We start from the raw sequence: 21,532 nt of genomic DNA, 5'->3' as shown, positions 1-21,532 counted from the left end.
CCTGCATGACGACGACCCCCGCCGCCGAGAACCACGGCTCCCTGACACGCGGGTTCGCCCGCCTCACCGGCCGCGACCCGCGGGAACCGCACCGCACCGCGACGCCGCTGGAGTTGCTGTTCGACCTCACCTTCGTCGTCGCCTTCAGTCAGGCCGGTTCGCAGGCAGCGCACCTGTTCGAGCTGGGTCACACCGTTCCGGCCGCCGGGGGCTTCTTCATCGCGGTGTTCGCCGTCACGTGGGCGTGGATCAACGCGACGTGGCTGTGGTCGGCGTTCGACGCCGACGACGTGTTCGTACGGATCGCGACATTCGTCCAGATGATCGGCGTCGCCGTCCTCGCCCTCGGACTGCCCCCCTTCTTCCATTCGCTCGACGAGGGTCGACACGTCGACAACGCCCTCATGATCGCCGGCTACGTCATCATGCGGGTCGCGCTGATCGCGGTGTGGATCCGCGTCGCCGCGCACAACCCGCAGCACCGTCGCACGGCGCTCACGTATGCGACGGGTCTCGGCATCGTGCAAGTGGGCTGGGTCGTGGCGATCGTGATCGATCCGCCGCTGGGGATCGGCGTGACGCTGATGGTCGCGCTGGGGCTGCTCGAGATGATCGTGCCTCTCGTCGCCGAGCGGCGCGGCGGCGCCACCCCGTGGCATCCCCACCACATCGCCGAGCGCTACGGGCTGCTGGTGATCATCACCCTCGGCGAAGTGATCCTCGGAACCGTCCTGGCGATCTCCGCGGCCGTCGAGAACACCGTCTGGAGCGTCGAGGCCGGGCTGGTCGCCTTCGGCGGCATGCTGCTCGCCTTCACCGTCTGGTGGTCGTACTTCACGGTCCCCGCCGCGCGCATCCTGAGTCGGCGCCCGTCGGTGTCGTTCGTATGGGGCTACCTGCACATCGCACTGTTCGCCGCCGTCGCGGCGATCGGAGCCGGTCTGCACGTCGCGGCGTACGTGATCGAGGGCGAAGCCCACGTGGATGCCACCTACGCGCTCTTGACGATCGCCGTGCCCGCCTTCGTGTTCATCGTGATCCTCGGGGTGCTGTACGCCACGCTCGTCGGTCGCTTCGACGCCTTCCACCTGTGGCTGCTGGCGGGCTCGTCCGCGATCCTGGCGGCGGCGGTGGCCGCATCGTTGGCCGGTGCGTCGCTCGGCACGACGATCGTGATCGCGGGACTCGCGCCGCTGGTCATCGTGATCGGCTACGAAGTGGTCGGCCATCGCCACCTCGACGAGGATCTGGCCCGTCTCGGGGCCTGACGCACAGCGGGTCGGGGGCGGCGCCTGACGGACAGGCGCGGGCGGGGCACCGTGATAATGTGACCGCATGTTCGCGAACACCACGTGGTGGCCCACCCGCTGAGGCGGTGTGTTCGCAACCCTGATCACAGACCGCCCGCCGAGGCGGTCTTTTCGTTCCCGCGACGACCGCCCGACCAGACGAAAGGCCCGGCGATGACCGCGAGCCCCACCTCACTCCCCGCGAGCCTCGAAGCCGCGGTCGCCAGCGGTGCGCCGTTCGCCCTCATCGCGCGCGACGACGCGCGCGTCGAGGTGCTGACCGGCAGCATCGTCGACGTCCCGCTGCTGGCCGACATCCCCCTCCACGACGCCGATGGTGCACCGCAGGAGGTGCTCGCCCTCGTCCCCTTCCGTCAGGTCGTCGAGCGCGGGTTCGAATGCCACGATGACGCCGCACCGCTGCGCTGCCTGGTGGTCGGATCGCACGAGTCCGCCCCGCGCGACGAGGTGCTCGCGTCGCTCCCCGACGCAGACGTCGCCCTCGCGGACGCCGGTTTCGACATTCCCGACGAGGAATACGCCACGATCGTCCGCCGCGTGATCGCCGACGAGATCGGCCGCGGCGAAGGCGCCAACTTCGTCATCCGCCGCGACTTCACCGCGACGGTCGACGTCGACCCCGTGACGGCCGGACTCACCTGGTTCCGCGCCCTGCTGGAACACGAACGCGGCGCCTACTGGACGTTCCTCGTGGTCACCCCCGGACACGTCGCGGTGGGCGCGAGCCCGGAGGCGCACGTCAGCGCTCAGGCGGGCGTCGTGACGATGAACCCGATCTCGGGCACCTTCCGCCACCCCGACGGCGGCGCCACCGTCGACACGCTCACCGAGTTCCTCTCCTCCACGAAGGAGACCGAGGAGCTGTTCATGGTCGTCGACGAGGAACTCAAGATGATGTCCGCCGTGTGCAGCGACGGCGGACGCATCACCGGCCCTCATCTCAAGGAGATGTCGCGCCTCACCCACACCGAGTACATGCTGCGCGGCCGGAGCACCCTCGACCCGCGTGACATCCTCCGCGAGACGATGTTCGCCCCGACCGTGACGGGTTCGCCCATGCAGAACGCGTGCACCGTCATCCGTCGTCACGAACGCTCCCCCCGCGGCTACTACTCGGGCGTCGCGGCGCTTTTCACCCCGGCCGGCGACGGACACGACCTCGACGCCCCCATCCTCATCCGCACGGCATATCTCGTCGACGGCCGCCTGCGTGTGCCGGTCGGCGCGACGCTCGTGCGCCACTCCGACCCGTACGGCGAGGTCAGCGAGACGCACGGGAAGGCCGCAGGGGTCCTCGGAGCGCTCGGCGCTGTCGCACGCGACGTTCGGCGTGCCGATGTCGACGAAGACGCGCCCTCCGCCGAGCCGCGCCGCCTCGCCGACGACGACGGAGTGGCGGCCCTCCTCGCCGCACGGAACGAGCGGCTCGCCTCGTTCTGGCTCAACCCGCAGGACGCCCCGAGCGCAGCGCCCCGCTCGGCATGGGGCGGCGGGCGTACGGCGGTCGTCGTCGACGCCGAGGACCGCTTCACGACGATGCTGGCGCACCAACTGCGCCACCTCGGATTCGACGTGACGATCGTCCCGTGGGCCGACGCCGACCCCGCAGCGCTCGACGCTGCCGATCTCGTGGTCTGCGGCCCCGGCCCCGGCGATCCCCGCGACCCCGACAGCGCGCGCCTCGAGCGCATGCGCACGGTCGTCGCGGCGCGGCGTGCATCGGCTCGGCCGCTGCTGGCGGTGTGCCTCAGCCATCAGATCGTCGCCGACGGCCTCGGACTGGAACTCGCCCCGCTCGCCGCGCCCCATCAGGGCCTCCAGAAGGAGGTCGATATCTTCGGACGTCCGGCATCCATCGGGTTCTACAACACGTTCACGGCGCGCGTCAGCCCGGGGACGACCCGCGTCGGCGACACGGAGGTGGCCGCGGATGCCGTGTCCGGCGACGTGTATGCGCTCCGCGGGCCGGGCTTTGCCACCGTGCAGGGCCATCTGGAGTCGATCCTGTCGCGCGACGGACTCGACACCCTCGAGCGGCTCGTGCGGCACGCGCTGGAGACGGCGCCCGCCTGACGCGACCGGCGAGCCCAGGGAGCCCACCACGGTCAGTGCGTGCGTCGGGCGGCCAGCAGGCGCTGCTCGGCGACGTTGGAGGTGAGCTCCGCCGCGCGCCGGTCGGCCTCGTCGGCTTCGGCCTCCCTCCCGAGATCCCGGAGAAGGCGGGCGCGTACGGCGTGCCACAGGTGATACCGGGACAGCGGGCCGGCGAGGGCATCGACATCGGCGAGCGCAGCCTGCGCACCGGCGACACGCGACAGCACGACGGCACGGTTGAGCGCGACGATGGGCGAACCGTCGTACCCGCGCAGCATGTCGTAGAGCACGAGCATCTGCACCCAGTCGGTGTCGGCGATCGTCGGGGCGTCGACATGGCAGGCGGCTATGGCGGCGTGCAGCTGCCACCGTCCCGGGGACCGCAGGGCTGCCGCGCGGTTCAGTTCGGCGCGCCCGCGCGCGATCAGGGCCGCGTCCCACAGGCTCCGATCCTGCGCGTCGAGGAGGACGAGATCGCCTCCCCTCGACCGGGCAGGCTCGCGCGCACGGTGGAGCAGAAGCAGCGCGTGGAGACCTGCCGCCTCCGCCTCGCGCGGCAACGCTTCGGCGACCACACGAGCAAGCCACAGCGCATCGTCGGCGAGGTCGCGATCGGCGACGGCATCCGCGCCCGCGCGCAGGTGCGCGGCGTCGTAGAGCACCGAGACGACGGTGAGCACGATGTCGAGCCGGTCGACCCGCTCGGCTCCCTCGGGGATGCCGAGGGGGATGCCGACCGCCGCCATCTTCCGCTTGGCGCGCGAGATGCGCTGGCCGACGGTGCTCTCCGGCTCCAGCGTCGCGCGTGCGATCTGTGCGGTGGTCACGCCCAGCACGGCGCGCAGCGTGAGGGCGAGCTGCGCCTCGGGGGCCAGCGCCGGATGGCAGCACCCGAACAGCAGGGGCACGCGTTCGTCGGGTTCGTCGTCGCCACCGGTCGGGTGCCGGTCCTCGGCGGTCAGCGCGCGGACGGCCTCCAGCTTCTCGCGGTATCGCGTCTCCCGGCGTAGCCGGTCCAGAGCGTTGTGCCGTGCCGCCTGGAGGAGCCAGCCCCCCGGCCGAGTGGGAACACCGTGCTGCCGCCAGGCGCGCAGAGCTTCCTCGATCGCCTCGGCGGTCGCCTCCTCGGCGACGTCGAGGTTGCCGGTCGCGGCCGTCAGGATGCCGACGATGCGTGCGGACTCGTCACGCACGAGGCGCGCCAGCTGGTGATCGGATGCCGCGACCCCTTCGCCGTCCGGCGCTGCGGAGCGGGGCGGCGTCGCGGCATCCGTCGGGTTCACTGCTCGAACTGGCTGTAGTCCGTGACCATCGGGCGGATCTCGACCGATGTCCCGGGGAGATCGAGCATCGGCCAGGTCCGCGCGACCGCGATGGCGGCGTCGATGTCGTCGACGTCGAGCACCGAGAAGCCCCCGATGACCTCCTTGGCTTCCGAGAACGGTCCGTCGACGACGACCCCGCCGCCGCGGACGGTCGTCGCCGTCTCGGCGGGCTGCAGCTCGGCGCCGCCGTCCGCGAGGACCGCGTCGTGCTGCTGGAACCACTCGTAGACCTTCGCGTAGAGGGCCTGACCCTCCTCCGCGGACAGTTGCGCGTCGACTTCAGGGGTGGAGGTGAACATGATGACGTACTTCACGGTGGCGTCCTTTCGTCATGGGAACCGTGTCATCCCCACAGCGAACGGACAAGAGCGATTTCGACACGTCACGAAGAAATCGTCGCGGCGACGCCCGCGGCCTCAGCCGAACAGCTGCACCGGATTGACGATGTCGGCCAGGATGAGCACGCCTCCCATGACGATGAGGGCGATCACGACGACGAAGGTCACCGGCACGAGCTTCGTGGCATCCACCGGCTTCGGCGGCGGACGGCGGAACATCCGCGCCCAGGCGCGCTTGATGCCGTCCCACAGCGCGACGACGACGTGGCCGCCGTCGAGCGGCAGGAGCGGGATGAGGTTGAAGACGAAGAGGGCGATGTTGAGGCCCGCGAGCAGCTCCAGGATCGCCGCGGCGCGATTGAGGATCGGGGCGTCGACGGCCGCCACTTCACCGGCGAGGCGACCCGCGCCGACGACCGACAGCGGACCGTTGGGGTCTCGCTCGGCGCCCGTGAACATGTCGACGGCCGTCTGATAGACCTTGGCCGGGAGCTGCCACAGGATGCCGGCGATCTGACCCGTGCGCTCGACCGCGGTCTGCGGGCCCTCCCAGATCGGCTGCGGCACGTAGGCGACCGTGGCCGTCATGCCCACGAAGCCGACCTCCGCCGTCATCACCTCGCCGTCGGGCCCCATGACCTCCCGCTCGGCGGGCATCGGCGTCACCGACAGAGTGACCTGCTCGCCGCCCCGGTCGACGACGACGGGGATCGTCTCGTCGGCTGCGGCCTGGATGATGATCGACGCCTCGGCGAACGTCGAGACGGGTGTGCCGGCGACAGAGACGAGCACGTCGCCCGGAAGGATGCCGGCTTCGGCGGCGGGCGAGGCCGGGTCGTCGGCGGTGCACGCGGTCTGCGTCGATCCGGCCGGGAGCACGCACTCGTTCACCGACGCGATCGTCGTGGTCGCCGTCTGCAGGCCGATGCCGGACAGCACGATGGTGAGCAGGACGATCGCCAGCAGGAAGTTCATCACCGGACCGCCGAGCATGATGACGACGCGTCGCCACACCGACAGCTCGTAGAACGCGCGACGCTCGCCGGCACCGTCGAGGGTCTCGTCGTTGGCAGCCCGGGCATCCTGCACCATCGTCGCGAAGAAGCCGCCCGTGGCCCGGCCCTCGCGGCGTGAGGGCGGGTACATGCCGGCCATCGAGATGTAGCCCCCGAGGGGGAGCGCCTTCACGCCGTACTCGGTCTCGCCGATGCGCCGCGACCACAGCGTCGGGCCGAATCCGATCATGTACTGGCCGACGCGCACGCCGAACTTCTTCGCGGGCAGGAGATGACCGATCTCGTGGAGAGCGATCGAGACGGCGAGGCCCACGACGAGCAGCAGCACGCCGATGACGAATGCGAGGACGGTCACGATCGCACACAGTACCCCGACCGGCTAGGAATTGGCCGCGCGCCGCCCAGGTAGGCTCGTGGTGTGGAGCGGGAGCGGCGGGGCGTGCGACGTGTGACGCGTACGCAGCGCGCGCTGCGGGGCACTGCGTCCAGTGCCGTCGCCGTCACGGTGGCTGCCACCGCGCACACGCTCGCCGGCGGCGGTGCACCGGCCTGGTGGCTCCTCCTGGCCGTGACGCTGCTGGCATCCCCGATCGCCGTGGTCCTCGTCGGTCGGCGCCCATCGCTGCGGGGAACCGTCGCCGCGGCGCTCGTCTCGCAGGCTGCGCTGCACGCCGCGTTCGCCGCGGTGGGAACGGGAGTCGCGTCGATCACGACCGCACCCCACCATGCCCTCCCTGCGCTCTCTCCCGTGTCGGTGTCGCACCTGCACCTCGACGCGCCCATGATCGTCGCCCACGTCGTCGCGGCGGCCGCGACCGTGCTCCTCCTCCAATACGGCGAGCGGGCGCTCCGCCGCATCGCCCGCGGCATCCGTCGGCTGCTCACTCGCGCGCTCCCGACGCTCGACTTGCCCGTCGCACGCGCGGCGCGGAGCACTCCCGCCGTCGCACTCCCGCGCCCGGTCTTCCTGTCCGCGTTGTCTCGACGAGGTCCGCCCGCGCTCGCGCGGTGACCTCAGCCTGCCCTCAGCCCGACGGCAGAACCTCCGTGGCGCTCTCCGCGCCGCGGCCCTCGTCGAACGACCACAGAAAGCACACCATGACCACCTTCGTCCCTACCCGCCGCTCCCGTCTGCTCACGGGCGGACTCGTCCTCGGCGGCGCGCTCGTCCTGGCCGCACCCCTGGCCGCCTCCGCGCATGTCCACGTCACCCCCGAAGCGGCCAGCGCCTCGGCATCCACCCGCCTGTCCTTCAGCTTCAGCCACGGCTGCGAGGAGTCGCCGACGACGAGCCTCGTCGTGACGATCCCCGAGGGCGTCGACGCCGTGACCCCGGTGATCGACGGAGCGTGGACGATCGAGCGCGAGCTCGGCTCGAACGGCGTCGCGACCCAGGTCACCTACACGGCCGTGACCCCTGTCGAGAACGGCCTGAGCGCCGCGGTCGCGATGGACGTCGTGTTCGCCTCGTCCGTCGCCAACTCCGAGGTGGCCTTCCCGATCGTCCAGCAGTGCGAGGCGGGTCAGACCGACTGGATCGAGGTCGCCGACGAAGGCCAGAGCGTCGATGACCTCGAGGCGCCCGCGCCCGTCGTCTCCGTCGGTGCCGTCGCCGAGACGGACGACCACGGTCACGCGTCAGAGGAAGGCGACCACGCTGAAGGCGACCACGCCGAGACGGATGCCGCGGCCACCGAGTCGTCGGCCGCCGATCCCGTGGCCCGGTGGCTCTCGGGTGGCGCGCTCGCGGCGGCTCTCGCCGCCCTGGCGGTCACGATCGTCCGCCGGCGCCGCGCCTGATCGTCGCGGACGCGTCCGCGACCCCGCACGGTGACGGGCGGGGTCGGGTGAGAGGATGGAGGCGCTATGGCCGACATCGCCCCGACCCCGCCCGTCCTGCGTCCGGAGAACCCGCCGGGTCACCTCCTCGTCGAGCTCGCGGCCCGATTCGCGGAGCGCACCGTCGGCGAGCTCGCCGACGCGGCCGTCACCGGCATCACGCTCGCGACGGCCGATCTGCGCCCGGGTGAGGTCTTCGTCGCCCTGCAGGGGGTGAATCGGCACGGAGCGGAGTTCTCCGCCGACGCCGCCGCGAAGGGCGCGATCGCCGTGCTCACCGACGAGGCGGGCGTGCGGGAGGCGCGGGCCGCCGGGCTCCCCGTGCTCGTCGTCGAGGAGCCTCGGTCGCGCCTCGGTGGGATCTCATCGTGGGTGTACGGGACCGATCGCGACATGCCGCTGCTCCTGGCCATCACCGGCACCAACGGCAAGACGAGTGTGTCCCACCTCGTCGAAGGCATGCTGCGCGCCCTGGGAATGACGACGGGACTGTCCTCCACCGCCGAGCGCCACATCGCCGGCCAGGTGATCCCCTCCCGTCTCACGACTCCGGAGTCCTCCGAGATGCACGCTCTCCTCGCCCTCATGCGCGAGCGCGGCGTGGAGGCGGCGATGGTGGAGGTGAGCGCACAGGCGCTGTCGCGGCACCGGGTGGACGGGATCGTCTTCGACGTGGCCGGCTTCACCAATCTCACCCACGATCACCTCGACGACTACGGCGACATGGCGACCTACCTGGAGGCCAAGCTCGACCTGTTCCGTCCCGAACGTTCACGACGCGCCGTCGTGTGCGTCGACTCGCCCGAGGGCCGCGAGGTCGCACGTCGCAGCGGCGTGCCGGTCACGACGGTGCTCACCCCCGCGCTCGCCGACGGCCCCGTCGAGGCCGACTGGACGGTCGACATCCTCGAGGAACGGCAGGACGGCACCCGGTTCCGCCTGCACCACCGCGACGGTCACAACGTGGTGACGACCGTGCCGGTCATCGGCGGGCACATGGCATCCAACGCCGGTCTCGCGATCGTCATGCTCCTGGAGGCGGGCGTCGACGCCGACGACCTCTTCGGGCTGGTGCGCGACGCGCGGATCCCGGCGGAGCTGCCGGGGCGCATCCAGCGAGTGTCCGGGCCCGAAGGTCCCGCGGTGTACATCGACTTCGCCCACTCCCCCGACGCCTTCGTGAAGACCCTCGAAGCGGTCCGCCACGTCACCCCCGGTCGCGTCATCATGGTCACCGCCGCGAACGGCGACCGCGATGTCACCAAGCGCGCCGAGATGGGCGCGACGGCAGCGCAGGGCAGCGACATCCTGGTGATCACCGACCAGCACCCTCGCTCCGAGGACCCCGCCGGCATCCGCGCCGCTCTCGTCGCGGGCGCCCGCGCGGTACGTCCGGATGCCGACATCCACGAGGTCGTCCCGCCGGAACGGGCAATCGAGGTCGCCGTGCAGCTCGCCGCCGCGGGCGATGCGATCGTGTGGGCGGGGCCCGGCCACCAGCACTACCGGGAGATCTCGGGGGTGCGGGTTCCGTTCGACGCGGCCGAGGCGGCCCGAGCCGCTCTGACGGCATCCGGCTGGCCGACCGACGCCGCCCGCGGCGAGAGCGCGATTGTCGACTGACGACAACGCACGATTTTTCCCGGCGGGTTCTCCGCCAGACTTCGCACACCCTCCTGTTGTGGTCTGACCACACGCGGTACCCTGGGGTCATCCGGCACGCCGGGCGGGTATCGCACCCCTCGTCGTGACCGATCCCACGAGGAAGCAAGGAAGCGAAATGACCATCGTCAGCCCCACCGCACAGGACCAACTGCCCGTCGCCTGGAACGGGTTCACACCCGGCCCCTGGCAGGACGACGTCGACGTGCGCGACTTCATCCAGCGCAACTACACGCCGTACGACGGCGACGACGCGTTCCTGGCGGGCCCCACCGCTCGCACCACGCGCGTATGGGACACGCTCGCCGCGATGTTCCCCGAAGAGCGCGCCAAAGGCATCTACGACGTCGACGCGCACACCCCCGCCGGCATCACCGCGCACGCGCCGGGATACATCTCCCGCGAAGACGAGATCATCGTGGGCCTGCAGACCGACGCTCCCCTCCGCCGCGCCATCATGCCCAACGGCGGATGGCGGATGGTCGAAGGCGCCCTCGACACGTACGGCTACGAGGTCGACCAGACGCTCAAGACCGTGTACACGGAGTACCGCAAGACCCACAACCAGGGCGTCTTCGACGCATACTCCCCCAACGTGCGCGCCGCTCGCAGCAGCCACATCATCACCGGCCTTCCCGACGCCTACGGCCGCGGCCGCATCATCGGCGACTACCGCCGAGTGGCCCTCTACGGCGTCGACGCTCTGATCGCCGCCAAGAAGGTCGACAAGCTGGGTCTGGACACCACCCCCTTCACGGAGGAGGTCGTGCGCCAGCGCGAGGAGCACGCCGAGCAGATCCGCGCCCTGCAGGAACTGAAGACGATGGCCGCTTCGTACGGCTTCGACATCTCCGGGCCGGCCACCAATGCGCGAGAGGCCGTGCAGTGGCTGTACTTCGCCTATCTCGGCGCGGTCAAGGAGCAGAACGGCGCCGCCATGTCGCTCGGCCGCACCTCCACCTTCCTGGACGTCTTCATCGAGCGCGATCTCGCCGCGGGGACGCTCACGGAGGAGCAGGCGCAGGAGATCATCGACGACTTCGTCATCAAGCTGCGCATCGTGCGGTTCCTGCGCACCCCCGAGTACGACGCCCTGTTCTCCGGCGACCCGACCTGGGTCACCGAGACGATCGGCGGCGTGGGCGAAGACGGCCGTCCCCTGGTGACGAAGAACTCCTTCCGCTATCTCCAGACGCTCTACAACCTCGGCCCCGCCCCGGAACCCAACATGACCGTGTTCTGGAGCCCCGCGCTCCCCCAGGGCTTCAAGGACTTCTGCGCGCGGGTCTCGATCGACACGTCGGCGGTCCAGTACGAGTCGGATGACATCATCCGGCCCGCCTGGGGCGACGACGCGGCCATCGCCTGCTGCGTGAGCCCCATGCGCGTCGGCAAGCAGATGCAGTTCTTCGGCGCTCGGGTGAACCTCGCCAAGACGCTGCTGTATGCCATCAACGGCGGACGCGACGAGGTCACGGGCGCCCAGGTGTCGCCTGTCGCCGCCCCCGTCGGCGACGGACCGCTCGACTTCGACGACGTCATGGCGAAGTTCGACCTCACGATGGACTGGCTCGCCGAGACCTACGTCGAGGCGCTCAACTGCATCCACTGGTCGCACGACAAGTACGCGTACGAGCGTCTCGAGATGGCCCTCCACGACAAGGACGTGCTGCGCACCATGGCCTGCGGCATCGCCGGCCTCTCGGTCGCGACCGACTCGCTGACGGCCATCAAGTACGCCACGGTGACGCCGGTGCGCGATGAGCGCGGGATCGTCGTGGACTACGTGACGGAGGGCGACTTCCCCACCTACGGCAACGACGACGACCGGGCCGATGACATCGCCGTCGACCTCGTCGAGCGCTTCATGGCCAAGATCCGCCGCCACCCGATGTACCGCAACGCCCTCCCGACGCAGTCGGTGCTCACCATCACGTCCAACGTCGTGTACGGCAAGGCGACGGGCAACACCCCCGACGGTCGCCGGGCGGGTGAGCCGTTCGCGCCGGGAGCGAACCCGATGAACGGACGGGACACGCACGGGATGCTGGCCTCGGCCCTCTCGGTGGCCAAGCTCCCCTACGACCAGGCGCAGGACGGCATCTCGCTGACCAACACGGTCGTCCCGGCGGGCTTGGGTCGCACGAAGGACGAGCAGATCCGCAACCTGGCCGGCCTGCTCGACGCGTACGTCGGCTCCGAGGGCTATCACATGAACGTCAACGTGCTGAACCGCGAGACGCTCGAGGATGCCATGGAGCACCCGGAGAACTACCCGCAGCTCACCATCCGCGTCTCGGGCTACGCCGTCAACTTCGTGCGGCTGACCCGCGAGCAGCAGCTGGACGTGCTGTCGCGGACGTTCCACGGGTCGCTCTGAGCCGGCTCCCCTCGACCCGAGAAGAGCTGACGACATGGCCGCGACGATGCTCCGTCGCTCCGCGAGCGACGACCCCGGTCGCCCGCACCCCGAACCGGAGGTCCCTGCCCTCCCCGACGACGCGGTGCGCCTGGAGGTTCCCCTCCAGGCGCCCGCGGCCGGCGGTCGGCGCACCGGTGCCGGTGTCGACGGCCTGCACGTCGAGGACGTGGACCACCACGACCGCCTCGCGGCGATGCGCGACGGACGGCTCGGTTCGGTTCACTCCTGGGAGCTGGTGACGGCCGTCGACGGACCGGGCACCCGCCTCACCACGTTCCTCAGCGGCTGCCCGCTGCGCTGCCTCTACTGCCACAACCCCGACACCCTCGCGATGAAGGACGGCGCCCCGGTGACAGCGGAGGAGCTGCTCGCGCGGATCGCGCGATACCGGGCGGTCTTCCAGGCCACCGGCGGCGGGATCACGCTGTCGGGCGGCGAAGTGCTCATGCAGCCGGCGTTCGCGGCCCGCATCCTCCGCGGCGCGAAAGCCCTCGGCATCCACACCGCGATCGACACGTCCGGCTACTTGGGACGCAATGCCGGCGACGCGATGCTCGCCGACACCGACCTCGTGCTCCTGGACGTCAAGAGCGGCGACCCCGATGTCTACCGCCGCGTGACCGGACGCGAGCTCGAGCCGACGCTCCAGTTCGGGCGGCGCCTGGCCGCCATGGCCGACGGTCCTGAGGTCTGGATCCGCTACGTCCTCGTGCCGGGTCTCACCGACGACGCGGCGGGGATCGAGCGGGTCGCGGCCTACGCCGCCTCGCTCAATGAGATCCGGCCCGGCGCGGTGTCCCGCGTCGAGGTGCTCCCCTTCCACCAGATGGGACGGGACAAGTGGGAGTCGCTCGGCCGCACCTACGAGCTCGACGACACGCCCGCCCCGACCGTCGAACTGGTCGACCGCGTGCGCGAGGTGTTCCGCGCGCACGGGCTCACGACCTACTGAACGCCCCTCCGACCGCCCGCCCCCTGCGCGGGCCCGTCGCTCGACCCGCCCCTCCGCTTCCGGGGCGGGGCGAGCGGCATACGTCAGCGTGAGCGTCCCGCGGCGATGAGCCGGTCGGCTTCGGCGCGCGCCCACCGCTCGGTGTCGGCGAGGCTCTCCCGCGTCAGCTCGGACGGCGCATCGTGCGCGTCCACGACGCGCTCGATCGTGTCGACGATGTCGAGGAACGCGATGCGGCCCTCGTGGAAGGCGTCGACCGCCTGCTCGTTCGCGGCGTTGAACACGGCGGGGTAGGTGCCGCCGGCGCGACCTACGCGCTTGGCGAGCGCGACGGCGGGGAATGCGTGCTCGTCGAGCGGCTCGAACGTCCAGGCGGTCGCCTGCGTCCAGTCCAGGGGCACCCCGACACCCGCCACCCGGTGGGGCCAGTCGAGGCCGAGCGAAATCGGAAGACGCATGTCGGGGGGCGAGGCCTGCGCGATCGTCGAGCCGTCGACGAACTCGACCATGGAGTGCACGATCGACTGCGGATGCACGACAACATCGATGGCGTCGTACGGAACACCGAAGAGCAGGTGCGCTTCGATCACTTCGAGCCCCTTGTTCACGAGGGTCGCCGAGTTGGTGGTGACGACCCGCCCCATGTCCCACGTCGGGTGGGCGAGAGCCTCGGCGGGCGTCACGCCCGCGAGGTCGCTGCGCGCGCGCCCGCGGAATGGCCCCCCGGATGCCGTGAGCACCAGTCTCCGCACCTCCGCGTCGGTGCCCGCACGCAGCGCCTGCGCGATCGCGGAGTGCTCGGAGTCCACGGGCACGATCTGGCCGGGCGCGGCGATCGCGGTCACGAGGTCGCCGCCGACGATGAGCGACTCCTTGTTCGCCAGCGCGAGGGTGCGCCCCGTCTCGAGGGCGGCGAGGGTCGGACCCAGCCCGACCGAACCCGTGATGCCGTTCAGCACCACATCGGCCTCGACGTCGCGGACGAGGCGTTCGGCCTCCGCCGCTCCCAGCGCGGCATCGGCGACGCCGAACTCCGCCGCCTGCGCCGCGAGTCCTGCGCGGTCCGATCCGGCGGCGAGACCGACGACTTCGAAGCGGTCGCGCCGCGAACGGATGACGTCCAGCGCCTGTGTGCCGATGGAGCCGGTGGAACCCAGGATCAGGACGCGACGCATAGACGTCAGCCTAGGGCGTCACTCCGATTCGACGTGCTGGGCGCCGAGGATGTCGACGACGAAGACGAGCGTCTCACCCTTGAGGTCGGTCTCGTTGATCTCGCCCTCGCCGTAGCCTTCGGCGGGCGGGATGACGACGAGCACCTGCGAGCCCACGGGGAAGCCGGTGAGGGCCTTCTGGAAGCCTTCGACGAAGCCGGTGGTCTGCGCGGCGTAGGGCGTGCCGTCCCACGTCTGGTCGAACACCTCGCCGTTGGACCAGCGGGCGCCGTAGTACTGGATGAGGACGTAGTCGCCGTCCTGCACCTTGTAGCCGTCGCCCTTCTTGAGGGTCGCGACCTCGGTCTCGGTGGGCGGGTCGGCATCCGGGATCTCCACGCTCGGCGTGCCGTCCTCGGCGAGGGTCACCACCGGCATCCCGTCGACCGGGTCCTGGGGCGCGCCCCACGCCGCGGTCGGCACGATGTCGAGCACGTCGATCACGTAGACCTCGGCGGCGATCGCCGCTGCCGTCTCGGTGGCGGGGGTCGCGGGGAAGGTGGCGACGACGCGGGTGCCGGGGCCGTTGCAGCCCAGGATCTGACCGAGCGGGCTCTCCGCCGAGATCTGGGACGGCATGAGCTCGCCGGGCTTGTAGCCGAGCGTGACCAACTCGTCGCCTTCGTCGGCGCCGTAGGCCGTCAGCGCGTAGGAGATGTAGTCACCGGCGGACGTCTGCTCGCCGTCGCCCTCGGTGAGGACGGTGGCCTGGAGCTCGTCGACCTTCAGAGGGGAGTCGAACTCGATCGTGGGGGCGGAGCCGAAGTCGCCGCCGACCGTGACCGACTCGGATGCCGCGCCCGACGGCGCCATCGCGTCGCACAGGTCCACGGCTGCCGTGGACGTGGACGTGGGCGTCGGGGAGGCAGCATTGCCTCCGAGACCGGAGCACCCGGCCAGCAGAACGGCCGACGCGGCGGCGATGGACACGGTGACGAGCGGGCGCAGACGCACGGAGGTACCTCACGATGGGAAGACGGGGACGCTCCCATCCTTGCTCACTTTCTTCTGTCCCGGCTGTGAGCCCCGCCATGCCGAGGTGAGCATGGAATCGGGAGTACCCTCGTCTGGTGACCGAAGAGCAGACGCCGGAGGCGCAGACACCTCCCCCGAACGCAGAGGACGTCTCGCGGGTCGGTTTCACCTACTTCGTCGGCCGCTGGATCGTGGCACCGCTCGCGAGGTTCCTGTACCGCCCGCGGATCGAAGGCGTGAAGCACATGCCGCGCAAGGGACCCATCATCCTGGCGAGCAACCATCTGTCGTTCATCGACTCCTTCGTCATCCCGATGTTCGCGCCGCGTCCCGTCTACTTCCTCGCCAAGTCGTCGTACTTCGACGGCAAGGGCTTCAGCGGCTGGATCAGCCGTCACTTCTTCACGGCCATCGGCGCCACCCCGGTGGAGCGCGGTGCGGGCCAGGCGGCCCTCGACGCCCTCGACCAGCAGCGGCGCATCCTGCAGTCGGGCCGAGCGATCGCGCTCTATCCCGAGGGCACCCGATCGCTCGACGGCCGACTGTACAAGGGCCGCACGGGCGTCGCGTTCCTCGCGCTCGAGACGGGCGCCCCCGTGGTGCCGGTCGGGCTCATCGGCACGAACGAGGCGATGCCCGTCGGCGCCAAGTGGCCGAGGTTCTCCCCTCGCATGACGATCCGCTACGGCGAGCCGATCGACCTCTCCCACCACGGACCGGCCTCGTCGGGTCGCGCGCGCCGACTCGCGACCGACGAGATCATGGCCGCGATCCACGCGCTGTCGGGTCAGGAGCTGGCGGGCGCCTACAATGAGGCCCCCGCCCAGAACCCCGTCGAGCGGCTGAAGCAGGTCCTGCCGCACGAGCGCCGCTGACGGCATCCGTTCTTCGGCTCCTCGGAGAGCGAACCGCCGGGATCGCTAGTCGGCGACGACGATCGTCGGCTCGTGCCGCACGGGGAAATTGACGCTGTTCGCGATGAAGCACCACTCGTGCGCCTGCGCGTGGGCGGCGAGCGCGGCGTCGCGCATGCTCTCGTCGGCGATCGTGACCACCGGGCGGAGCATGACCTCGGTGAAGCCACCCCCGCCGCGACCGTCCTCGACCATGGTGCCCGTGGCGTCGTCGGTGTAGGCGACGACGACGACCCCCGCCTGCACGCACGCATGCAGGTACGACAGCAGGTGGCATTCGGAGAGGGCCGCCAGGAGCAGGTCTTCGGGATTCCAACGGGTGGGGTCGCCACGGAACGGCTTGTCGCTGGATGCCGCGATGTCGGGCTTGCCGGCGACCGAGAGCGTGACCGAACGGTCGTAGTCGCGGTAGCCGCTGGTGCCGGTTCCCCGGTCGCCGGTCCAGGTGGCGCGGAGTGCGTAGCGGTGTTCGCCGATCATGTCGCCAGTCTGCCATCGGAACGCGCCTCCGGCTCCGTGGCGAACGGGGGCCGCGGCGATAGGCTGGCGGACGTGACGCAGACTTTCGCCGTGCCCGCCGCCGTTCAACTCGCGGTCGTGGAGCGTAGCGGTTTCGTCGAGTCGCGTCACAGCGGATCGGCGATCGTCCTCGACAAGGACGGGGTCGCCGTGGAAACCCTCGGAGACGTCGAGGCGCCCATCCTCCCCCGCTCGAGCCTCAAGCCGCTGCAGGCCCTCGGATGCGTCACGGCGGGCGCTGCGCTCGAGGGCGAGCGACTGGCTCTGGCCACGGCCAGCCACTCGGGCACCGACCGCCACGTCGCCGTCGTGCGCGACGTCCTCGACGCCGCCGGCCTCGATGAGTCCGATCTCGGGTGCCCCCCGGCGTGGCCCGGCGACACCGAGACGCGCGACGAGCTGGTGCGTCACGACGGGTCCCCCGCACGGGTGCGGATGAACTGTTCGGGGAAGCACGCCGCGATGCTGCTCGCGTGCACCGTGAACGGCTGGGACACCTCGTCGTATCTCGACCCCGCGCATCCCCTTCAGGCGCACATCCGGGAGGTCATCGAGCGCCTCACCGGTGCCCGCGTCTCGGCGACGGCCGTCGACGGCTGCGGCGCTCCCGTGTACGGGATGAGTCTCACGGCGCTCGTGCGCGCCATTCACCGGATCGGCACCTCGTCGGAGCGGTCGCCGTTCGCGCTGCACCGGTCGGCGGGGGCTCTCGTGCGCGCTGTCCGCGAGAACCCGTGGACCATCGACGGCCCCGGCCGCCCCGACACGATCGCGATCGGGCGCCTCGGGGTGTTCTCGAAGGGCGGCGCCGAGGGCGTCATGGTGATGGTCGCGCCCGACGGCACCTCTGTGGCGCTCAAGATGCTCGACGGGAGCGGACGGGCGGCGACGGCTGTCGCGGTGGCGCTCCTGGAGAAGCACGGCGCCCTGGGATCCGCCGACGTGGCGGCGACCATGACTCAGCTTCCGTTGTCCATTTCGGGCGGCGGTCAGGACGTCGGCGCGATCCGCCCGACGGTCTAGGAGCCCGCATCCGGGCGCGGAGAGGAAACCCCATGAGGATCAGCGTTCCCACCGAGATCAAGAACAACGAGTATCGCGTCGCCCTCACCCCTGCGGGCGTCCACGATCTCGTCGCTGCGGGCCACGAGGTGCTCGTCCAGCGGGGAGCGGGTCTCGGCTCGTCCATGTCCGACGCGGAGTACACGGATGCCGGGGCGGTCCTGCTCGACGACGCCGCCGAGGTCTGGGCGCGGGCGGAGCTGCTTCTCAAGGTGAAGGAGCCGATCGCCGCCGAGTACGACTACTTCCGCGACGACCTGGTGCTCTTCACGTACCTCCATCTGGCGGCGGACCGCCCGCTCACCGACCGCCTCGTCGCCGATCGTGTCACCGCGATCGCGTACGAGACGGTTCAGCAGGCAGGGGGCGGGTTGCCCCTGCTCGCGCCGATGAGCGAGGTCGCGGGACGACTCGCGCCGACGGTGGGTGCCGCCACGCTCCTCCGTTCCGCCGGCGGGCTCGGCCTGCTGATGTCGGGCGTCCCGGGCACGCGCCCGGCGACGGTGACGGTGATCGGCGGCGGCGTCGCCGGTGCCAACGCGGCGGTGATCGCCGCCGGTCTGGGTGCCGACGTCACGATCTTCGACACGAACATCCAGCGTCTGCGCTTCCTCGACGATCACTTCCAGGGCCGCGTCAAGACGGCCTCCTCCAACCCCCTCGACCTCGATCGCGCCGTCGTGGCCAGCGACCTCGTGGTCGGCTCGGTGCTCATCCCCGGTGCCAAAGCGCCGAAGCTCGTCACGAACGACATGGTCAGCCGTATGCGGCCGGGATCGGTGCTGGTGGACATCGCCGTGGACCAGGGGGGCTGCTTCGAAGACACCCGCCCCACGACCCACGCCGACCCGACGTTCGCGGTGCACGGCAGCATGTTCTACTGCGTGGCCAACATGCCCGGTGCGGTGCCGAACACGTCGACGTCCGCGCTGACCAATGCAACCCTCCCCTATGTCCGGCGAATCGCCTCGCTCGGGTGGGAGCAGGCGCTGACGGCGGATGCATCGCTGGCGGCAGGTCTGAACACGACGGGCGGAGCTGTCGTGAACCCCGGCGTGGCGGCGGCGCACGGTCTCGAGCTGACGCCCCTGGCCGACGTCCTGAGCTGAGCCCGGTCATACCGGCAGCACGATCCGTCGTGTGGACCCGTCGGGTGAGCGCAGCCACGCTCTGCGCGCCCTCGGGTGCGCGAAGGGCGGCACCTCCGACGATCCGGTGATGGTGCGGTATTCGCTCGCGCACGCCGTGTCGACCACGAGCTGCGCCTCTGCCCGCGCGCTCGCCAGCAGGCGCCACTGCGCCAGCCACGCGTCGGGCGTGCCCCACAGCACGCCGCCGCGGCGCAGCTCGACGCCCGTCGCGTCGACGCGGCCGACGGCGACACCGCCGGAACGCCAGTGGTCGAGCGTCGCCCTCGTCGCAGACGTGTCGGGAGCGATGAATGCGACCGGCTGACGCGCCGGCATCCACGTCTCTCCGGCGACAGCCGGCTCCGAGGCGGGCGCGTGCTGCGGCTCGATCCAGAGGCTCTGCACCAGGATGCCGTCGCACCGGCCACGGCCGGGGCGCCACCGCGCGTAGTCGGCGCCCTCTCCCCCGGCCGCAACCCAATCGCTGCGAGATGCATGATCGAGCAGGAACCGCCGCGGGATCGCGTCCGCCACACGCGCGACGGCACCGCCCGGACGCTGTGCGGAGACGATGAGCCGGATGCCCCGAGATCTCGACTCGCGAGCCAGCTGTTCGAGCCGGTCCCGCACGACGAGCGCATGATCGGTGCCGAGGCGGGCCAGCAGCAGGTCGAGGTCGTCGGCGAGGACGACGGAACCGGGAGCGGCCTGCTCGGCGCGGCGGACGGCATCCCACCCCTCCTCCGGCTCCGCGGAGATCTCGATCGCCTGGTGCGTCTGCGACGCGATCGCGCGAAGGACCGAGGTGCGTCCGCTGCCGGATGCGCCGAGCACCAGAAGACCTGGCTCGTCAGGGGTGAGGAGAAGAGGACGTTGCCGCTGGAGGTCCGGTTCGTCCGCGACCCCGAGGACGAGCGCTCCGGGCGGCGACCCCGTGACGAGATCACCCGCTTCGATTCGCTCGGGCAACGCGGGAAGCCAAGGCTTCCGGGCAGGAGAGTGACCCACGGCCAGGATCGACGGGAGCACGTCGGCGTCGCACCGGGAGACGCGCACGGTGCGGGGAGCGGCGTCGGCCGGCCCCCGCACGAGGCAGACACCGCGCTCTTCGAGTCGACCGGAGAGCGCGGCTGCATCATCGACGCCCAGGACGGCGCGGGAATCGGCGGGATCGGAGACGCGCAGCGCGACCCGCAGCGGCGCGTTCGCGAGCACCGCGTCGCGGAACACCCCTGCGGATCGCTGCGAGGCGAGGATGAGGTGCATCCCGAGAGCGCGGCCTCGCGCGGCGATGTCGGCGAACAGCTCGTGGAGCGGCGGGTACGCGGCCACCAGGGCGGCGTACTCGTCGACCACCACGACGAGACGGCCGAGCGCGTCTCCCGCCTCCTCGACGTCACGCGCACCCGCGTCGGCCAGTACACGTTCGCGGTGACGCAGTTCCGCGCGAAGACTCCCGATCGCGCGGACGGCGGCCGCTTCATCGAGGTCGGTCAGCACACCCGTCACGTGGGGCAGCCCCGCGAGCGCATCGAACGTGCGACCGCCCTTGAAGTCGACCAGCAGGAAGGACACCTGCTGGGGCGTGCGGACGGCAGCCAGGGCCGCGACCCAGCTGGTGAGGAGTTCGCTTTTGCCCGCGCCGGTCACGCCGACGACGACCGCGTGCGGTCCGTCGGCAACGAGGTCGACCACGGCAGGACCGGTTGCGTCGACACCGACGATCGCGGGCAGCGTATCGCCGGCCGGTGCTTCCCGGCCCGAAGCAGATGCCGATGCCGATGCCGATGCCGATGCCGATGCGAGGAGCGTGGAGAGCATCGGAGCTGACTCCTCCGAGCGACCGCGCATCTGCCCAGCCCGGTCGATGAGCCACGTCACCACGTCTCGAGCGCGGTCTCGGGAGACGAGCTCCACCTCCACCTCGATACGTGTGCTGCCGTGCTCAACTCGGGCGCGCCCGGCAGCGACGAGCGTCACGACGACCGCGCACCGCGGCGGGGGTGGCCCCTCGCCGATGCAGACGATCGGTATGTCCACGGCATCCACGGCAGCACCCACTGCGGTGAACACGCCCAGCGACGTCGCCCCGGCGCTCGCGTGGTGCGGCAACGCGGCGAGGTCCGGCTCCCCCGCGGCGTCGAGCCGCAACGTCGCCGGCGGTTCGATCAGACACGTCTGGAGGGCGAGACCTCGTGCGACCGCGCTCGCCCAGACCGGCGGACCGACGATGGCGATGCCCGCTCTCGCCGGCACGACGACGGGAGCGCCCTCCAGCGACCTCGCGGAGCGACGAAGCTCGCGTCCGTCGTCATCGTCTGCGCCGCCGTCGAGCCGCACCGCGCTGGGCACCTCGCCCCGGCCGATCACCAGGAGCGCGCCCCGTCCGTCGACGCGGCGCCAGACGTCGTCGGGCCGACTGGTGAACTCGGCGACATCGGGATGCCGCGCCCACAGCGCGCGCCGCTCCTGCTCATGGCGCTCCCGCACACCGTCGCGAACCTCGGCCAGGCGCCGGCCGTACTCCTCGCGCGACCGTCGCTCTGCCCGTCGGCTGCCCCGCCTGCCGTCGAGCAGTCCCGCAACGGCGACGACCGGACCGAGGGCGGCGAACCAGAGCGCGTAGGGCGATCCCGTCACCGCCCACAACACGACGGCACCGCCCACCGGGACGATCGCCGACCACAGCGCGAACGGAGGATGCGCGGGCGGGGCCGGAGCCGACGGCATCCGCAGCGGCTCATCGAGGAGTGAGGTCAC

At 71.2% G+C, this 21,532-nt stretch carries 17 protein-coding genes; 10 read left to right on the top strand and 7 right to left on the bottom strand.

Annotated elements, in window-relative coordinates; genetic code table 11:
* Positions 1-5 precede the first annotated feature (5 nt).
* Both ACSQ18_RS04210 and ACSQ18_RS04205 read left to right on the top strand, forming a co-directional pair.
* On the top strand, positions 6-1,268 hold the full coding sequence (locus tag ACSQ18_RS04210) for a low temperature requirement protein A (RefSeq protein ID WP_436035916.1): 1,263 nt from the start codon (positions 6-8) through the stop codon (positions 1,266-1,268).
* Positions 1,269-1,463: 195 nt separating this feature from the next.
* The gene (locus tag ACSQ18_RS04205) at positions 1,464-3,383 is read left to right on the top strand and encodes a chorismate-binding protein (RefSeq protein ID WP_436035915.1); all 1,920 of its coding nucleotides are present in this window, start codon (positions 1,464-1,466) and stop codon (positions 3,381-3,383) included.
* Positions 3,384-3,415: 32 nt separating this feature from the next.
* Here ACSQ18_RS04205 and ACSQ18_RS04200 read toward each other — a convergent pair whose 3' ends face one another.
* The 3 genes from ACSQ18_RS04200 to ACSQ18_RS04190 form a co-directional block, all read right to left on the bottom strand.
* Positions 3,416-4,687 carry an RNA polymerase sigma factor gene (locus ACSQ18_RS04200; protein WP_436035914.1) on the bottom strand — a complete coding sequence of 424 codons (1,272 nt, stop codon included), beginning with the start codon at positions 4,685-4,687 and terminating at the stop codon, positions 3,416-3,418.
* Positions 4,684-5,043 (bottom strand): YciI family protein, encoded by a 360-nt coding sequence (locus ACSQ18_RS04195; RefSeq protein ID WP_436035912.1) that lies wholly within the window; start codon positions 5,041-5,043, stop codon positions 4,684-4,686. The genes ACSQ18_RS04200 and ACSQ18_RS04195 overlap by 4 nt, the downstream gene beginning before the upstream one ends.
* Before the next feature lie 102 nt (positions 5,044-5,145).
* On the bottom strand, positions 5,146-6,438 hold the full coding sequence (locus ACSQ18_RS04190) for a M50 family metallopeptidase (RefSeq protein WP_436035911.1): 1,293 nt from the start codon (positions 6,436-6,438) through the stop codon (positions 5,146-5,148).
* 63 nt (positions 6,439-6,501) lie between these two features.
* Between ACSQ18_RS04190 and ACSQ18_RS04185 the strand changes: the two genes are divergently transcribed.
* From ACSQ18_RS04185 to pflA, 5 genes are all read left to right on the top strand, one after another.
* Entirely contained in the window at positions 6,502-7,095 is a 594-nt protein-coding gene (locus ACSQ18_RS04185) for a hypothetical protein (RefSeq protein WP_436035910.1), read from the top strand.
* A gap of 86 nt (positions 7,096-7,181) precedes the next feature.
* A complete protein-coding gene (locus tag ACSQ18_RS04180) occupies positions 7,182-7,883 on the top strand; it encodes a DUF1775 domain-containing protein (RefSeq protein ID WP_436035909.1) in 702 nt (233 codons plus the stop codon).
* A 66-nt stretch (positions 7,884-7,949) separates the two neighbouring features.
* Entirely contained in the window at positions 7,950-9,545 is a 1,596-nt protein-coding gene (locus tag ACSQ18_RS04175; RefSeq protein ID WP_436035908.1) for a Mur ligase family protein, read from the top strand.
* Positions 9,546-9,702: 157 nt separating this feature from the next.
* Positions 9,703-11,964: a formate C-acetyltransferase gene (pflB, locus tag ACSQ18_RS04170; RefSeq protein WP_436035907.1), complete on the top strand. Its 2,262-nt coding sequence runs from the start codon at positions 9,703-9,705 to the stop codon at positions 11,962-11,964.
* Between the two features lie 34 nt (positions 11,965-11,998).
* The gene (gene pflA, locus ACSQ18_RS04165; RefSeq protein ID WP_436035906.1) at positions 11,999-12,958 is read left to right on the top strand and encodes a pyruvate formate-lyase-activating protein; all 960 of its coding nucleotides are present in this window, start codon (positions 11,999-12,001) and stop codon (positions 12,956-12,958) included.
* Positions 12,959-13,041: 83 nt separating this feature from the next.
* Here the strand turns inward: pflA and dxr are convergent, their stop codons facing one another.
* Together dxr and ACSQ18_RS04155 are read right to left on the bottom strand one after the other, a co-directional pair.
* A complete protein-coding gene (gene dxr / locus ACSQ18_RS04160; protein WP_436035904.1) occupies positions 13,042-14,133 on the bottom strand; it encodes a 1-deoxy-D-xylulose-5-phosphate reductoisomerase in 1,092 nt (363 codons plus the stop codon).
* 18 nt (positions 14,134-14,151) lie between these two features.
* Complete coding sequence (locus ACSQ18_RS04155; protein WP_436035903.1) at positions 14,152-15,126, bottom strand: FKBP-type peptidyl-prolyl cis-trans isomerase; 975 nt, start codon at positions 15,124-15,126, stop codon at positions 14,152-14,154.
* Between the two features lie 116 nt (positions 15,127-15,242).
* On the opposite strand from ACSQ18_RS04155, the gene ACSQ18_RS04150 reads away from it, so the two are divergent.
* Positions 15,243-16,022, top strand: a complete 780-nt coding sequence (locus tag ACSQ18_RS04150; RefSeq protein WP_301039596.1) for a lysophospholipid acyltransferase family protein — start codon at positions 15,243-15,245, stop codon at positions 16,020-16,022.
* A gap of 45 nt (positions 16,023-16,067) precedes the next feature.
* On the opposite strand, the gene ACSQ18_RS04145 is transcribed toward ACSQ18_RS04150, so the two are convergent.
* Positions 16,068-16,541: an OsmC family protein gene (locus ACSQ18_RS04145; protein ID WP_436035902.1), complete on the bottom strand. Its 474-nt coding sequence runs from the start codon at positions 16,539-16,541 to the stop codon at positions 16,068-16,070.
* Positions 16,542-16,613: 72 nt separating this feature from the next.
* Here ACSQ18_RS04145 and ACSQ18_RS04140 point away from each other — a divergent pair, with 72 nt between their 5' ends.
* Positions 16,614-17,603, top strand: a complete 990-nt coding sequence (locus ACSQ18_RS04140; RefSeq protein ID WP_436035901.1) for an asparaginase — start codon at positions 16,614-16,616, stop codon at positions 17,601-17,603.
* A 32-nt stretch (positions 17,604-17,635) separates the two neighbouring features.
* Entirely contained in the window at positions 17,636-18,751 is a 1,116-nt protein-coding gene (ald, locus tag ACSQ18_RS04135; protein ID WP_436035900.1) for an alanine dehydrogenase, read from the top strand.
* A 6-nt stretch (positions 18,752-18,757) separates the two neighbouring features.
* On the opposite strand, the gene ACSQ18_RS04130 is transcribed toward ald, so the two are convergent.
* Positions 18,758-21,532 (bottom strand): FtsK/SpoIIIE domain-containing protein, encoded by a 2,775-nt coding sequence (locus ACSQ18_RS04130; RefSeq protein ID WP_436035899.1) that lies wholly within the window; start codon positions 21,530-21,532, stop codon positions 18,758-18,760.

The sequence above is a fragment of the Microbacterium sp. LjRoot45 genome (assembly GCF_964253325.1).
In the GTDB taxonomy this organism is placed as follows: Bacteria; Actinomycetota; Actinomycetes; order Actinomycetales; family Microbacteriaceae; genus Microbacterium.
This window is presented reverse-complemented; position numbering and strand designations above follow the sequence as displayed.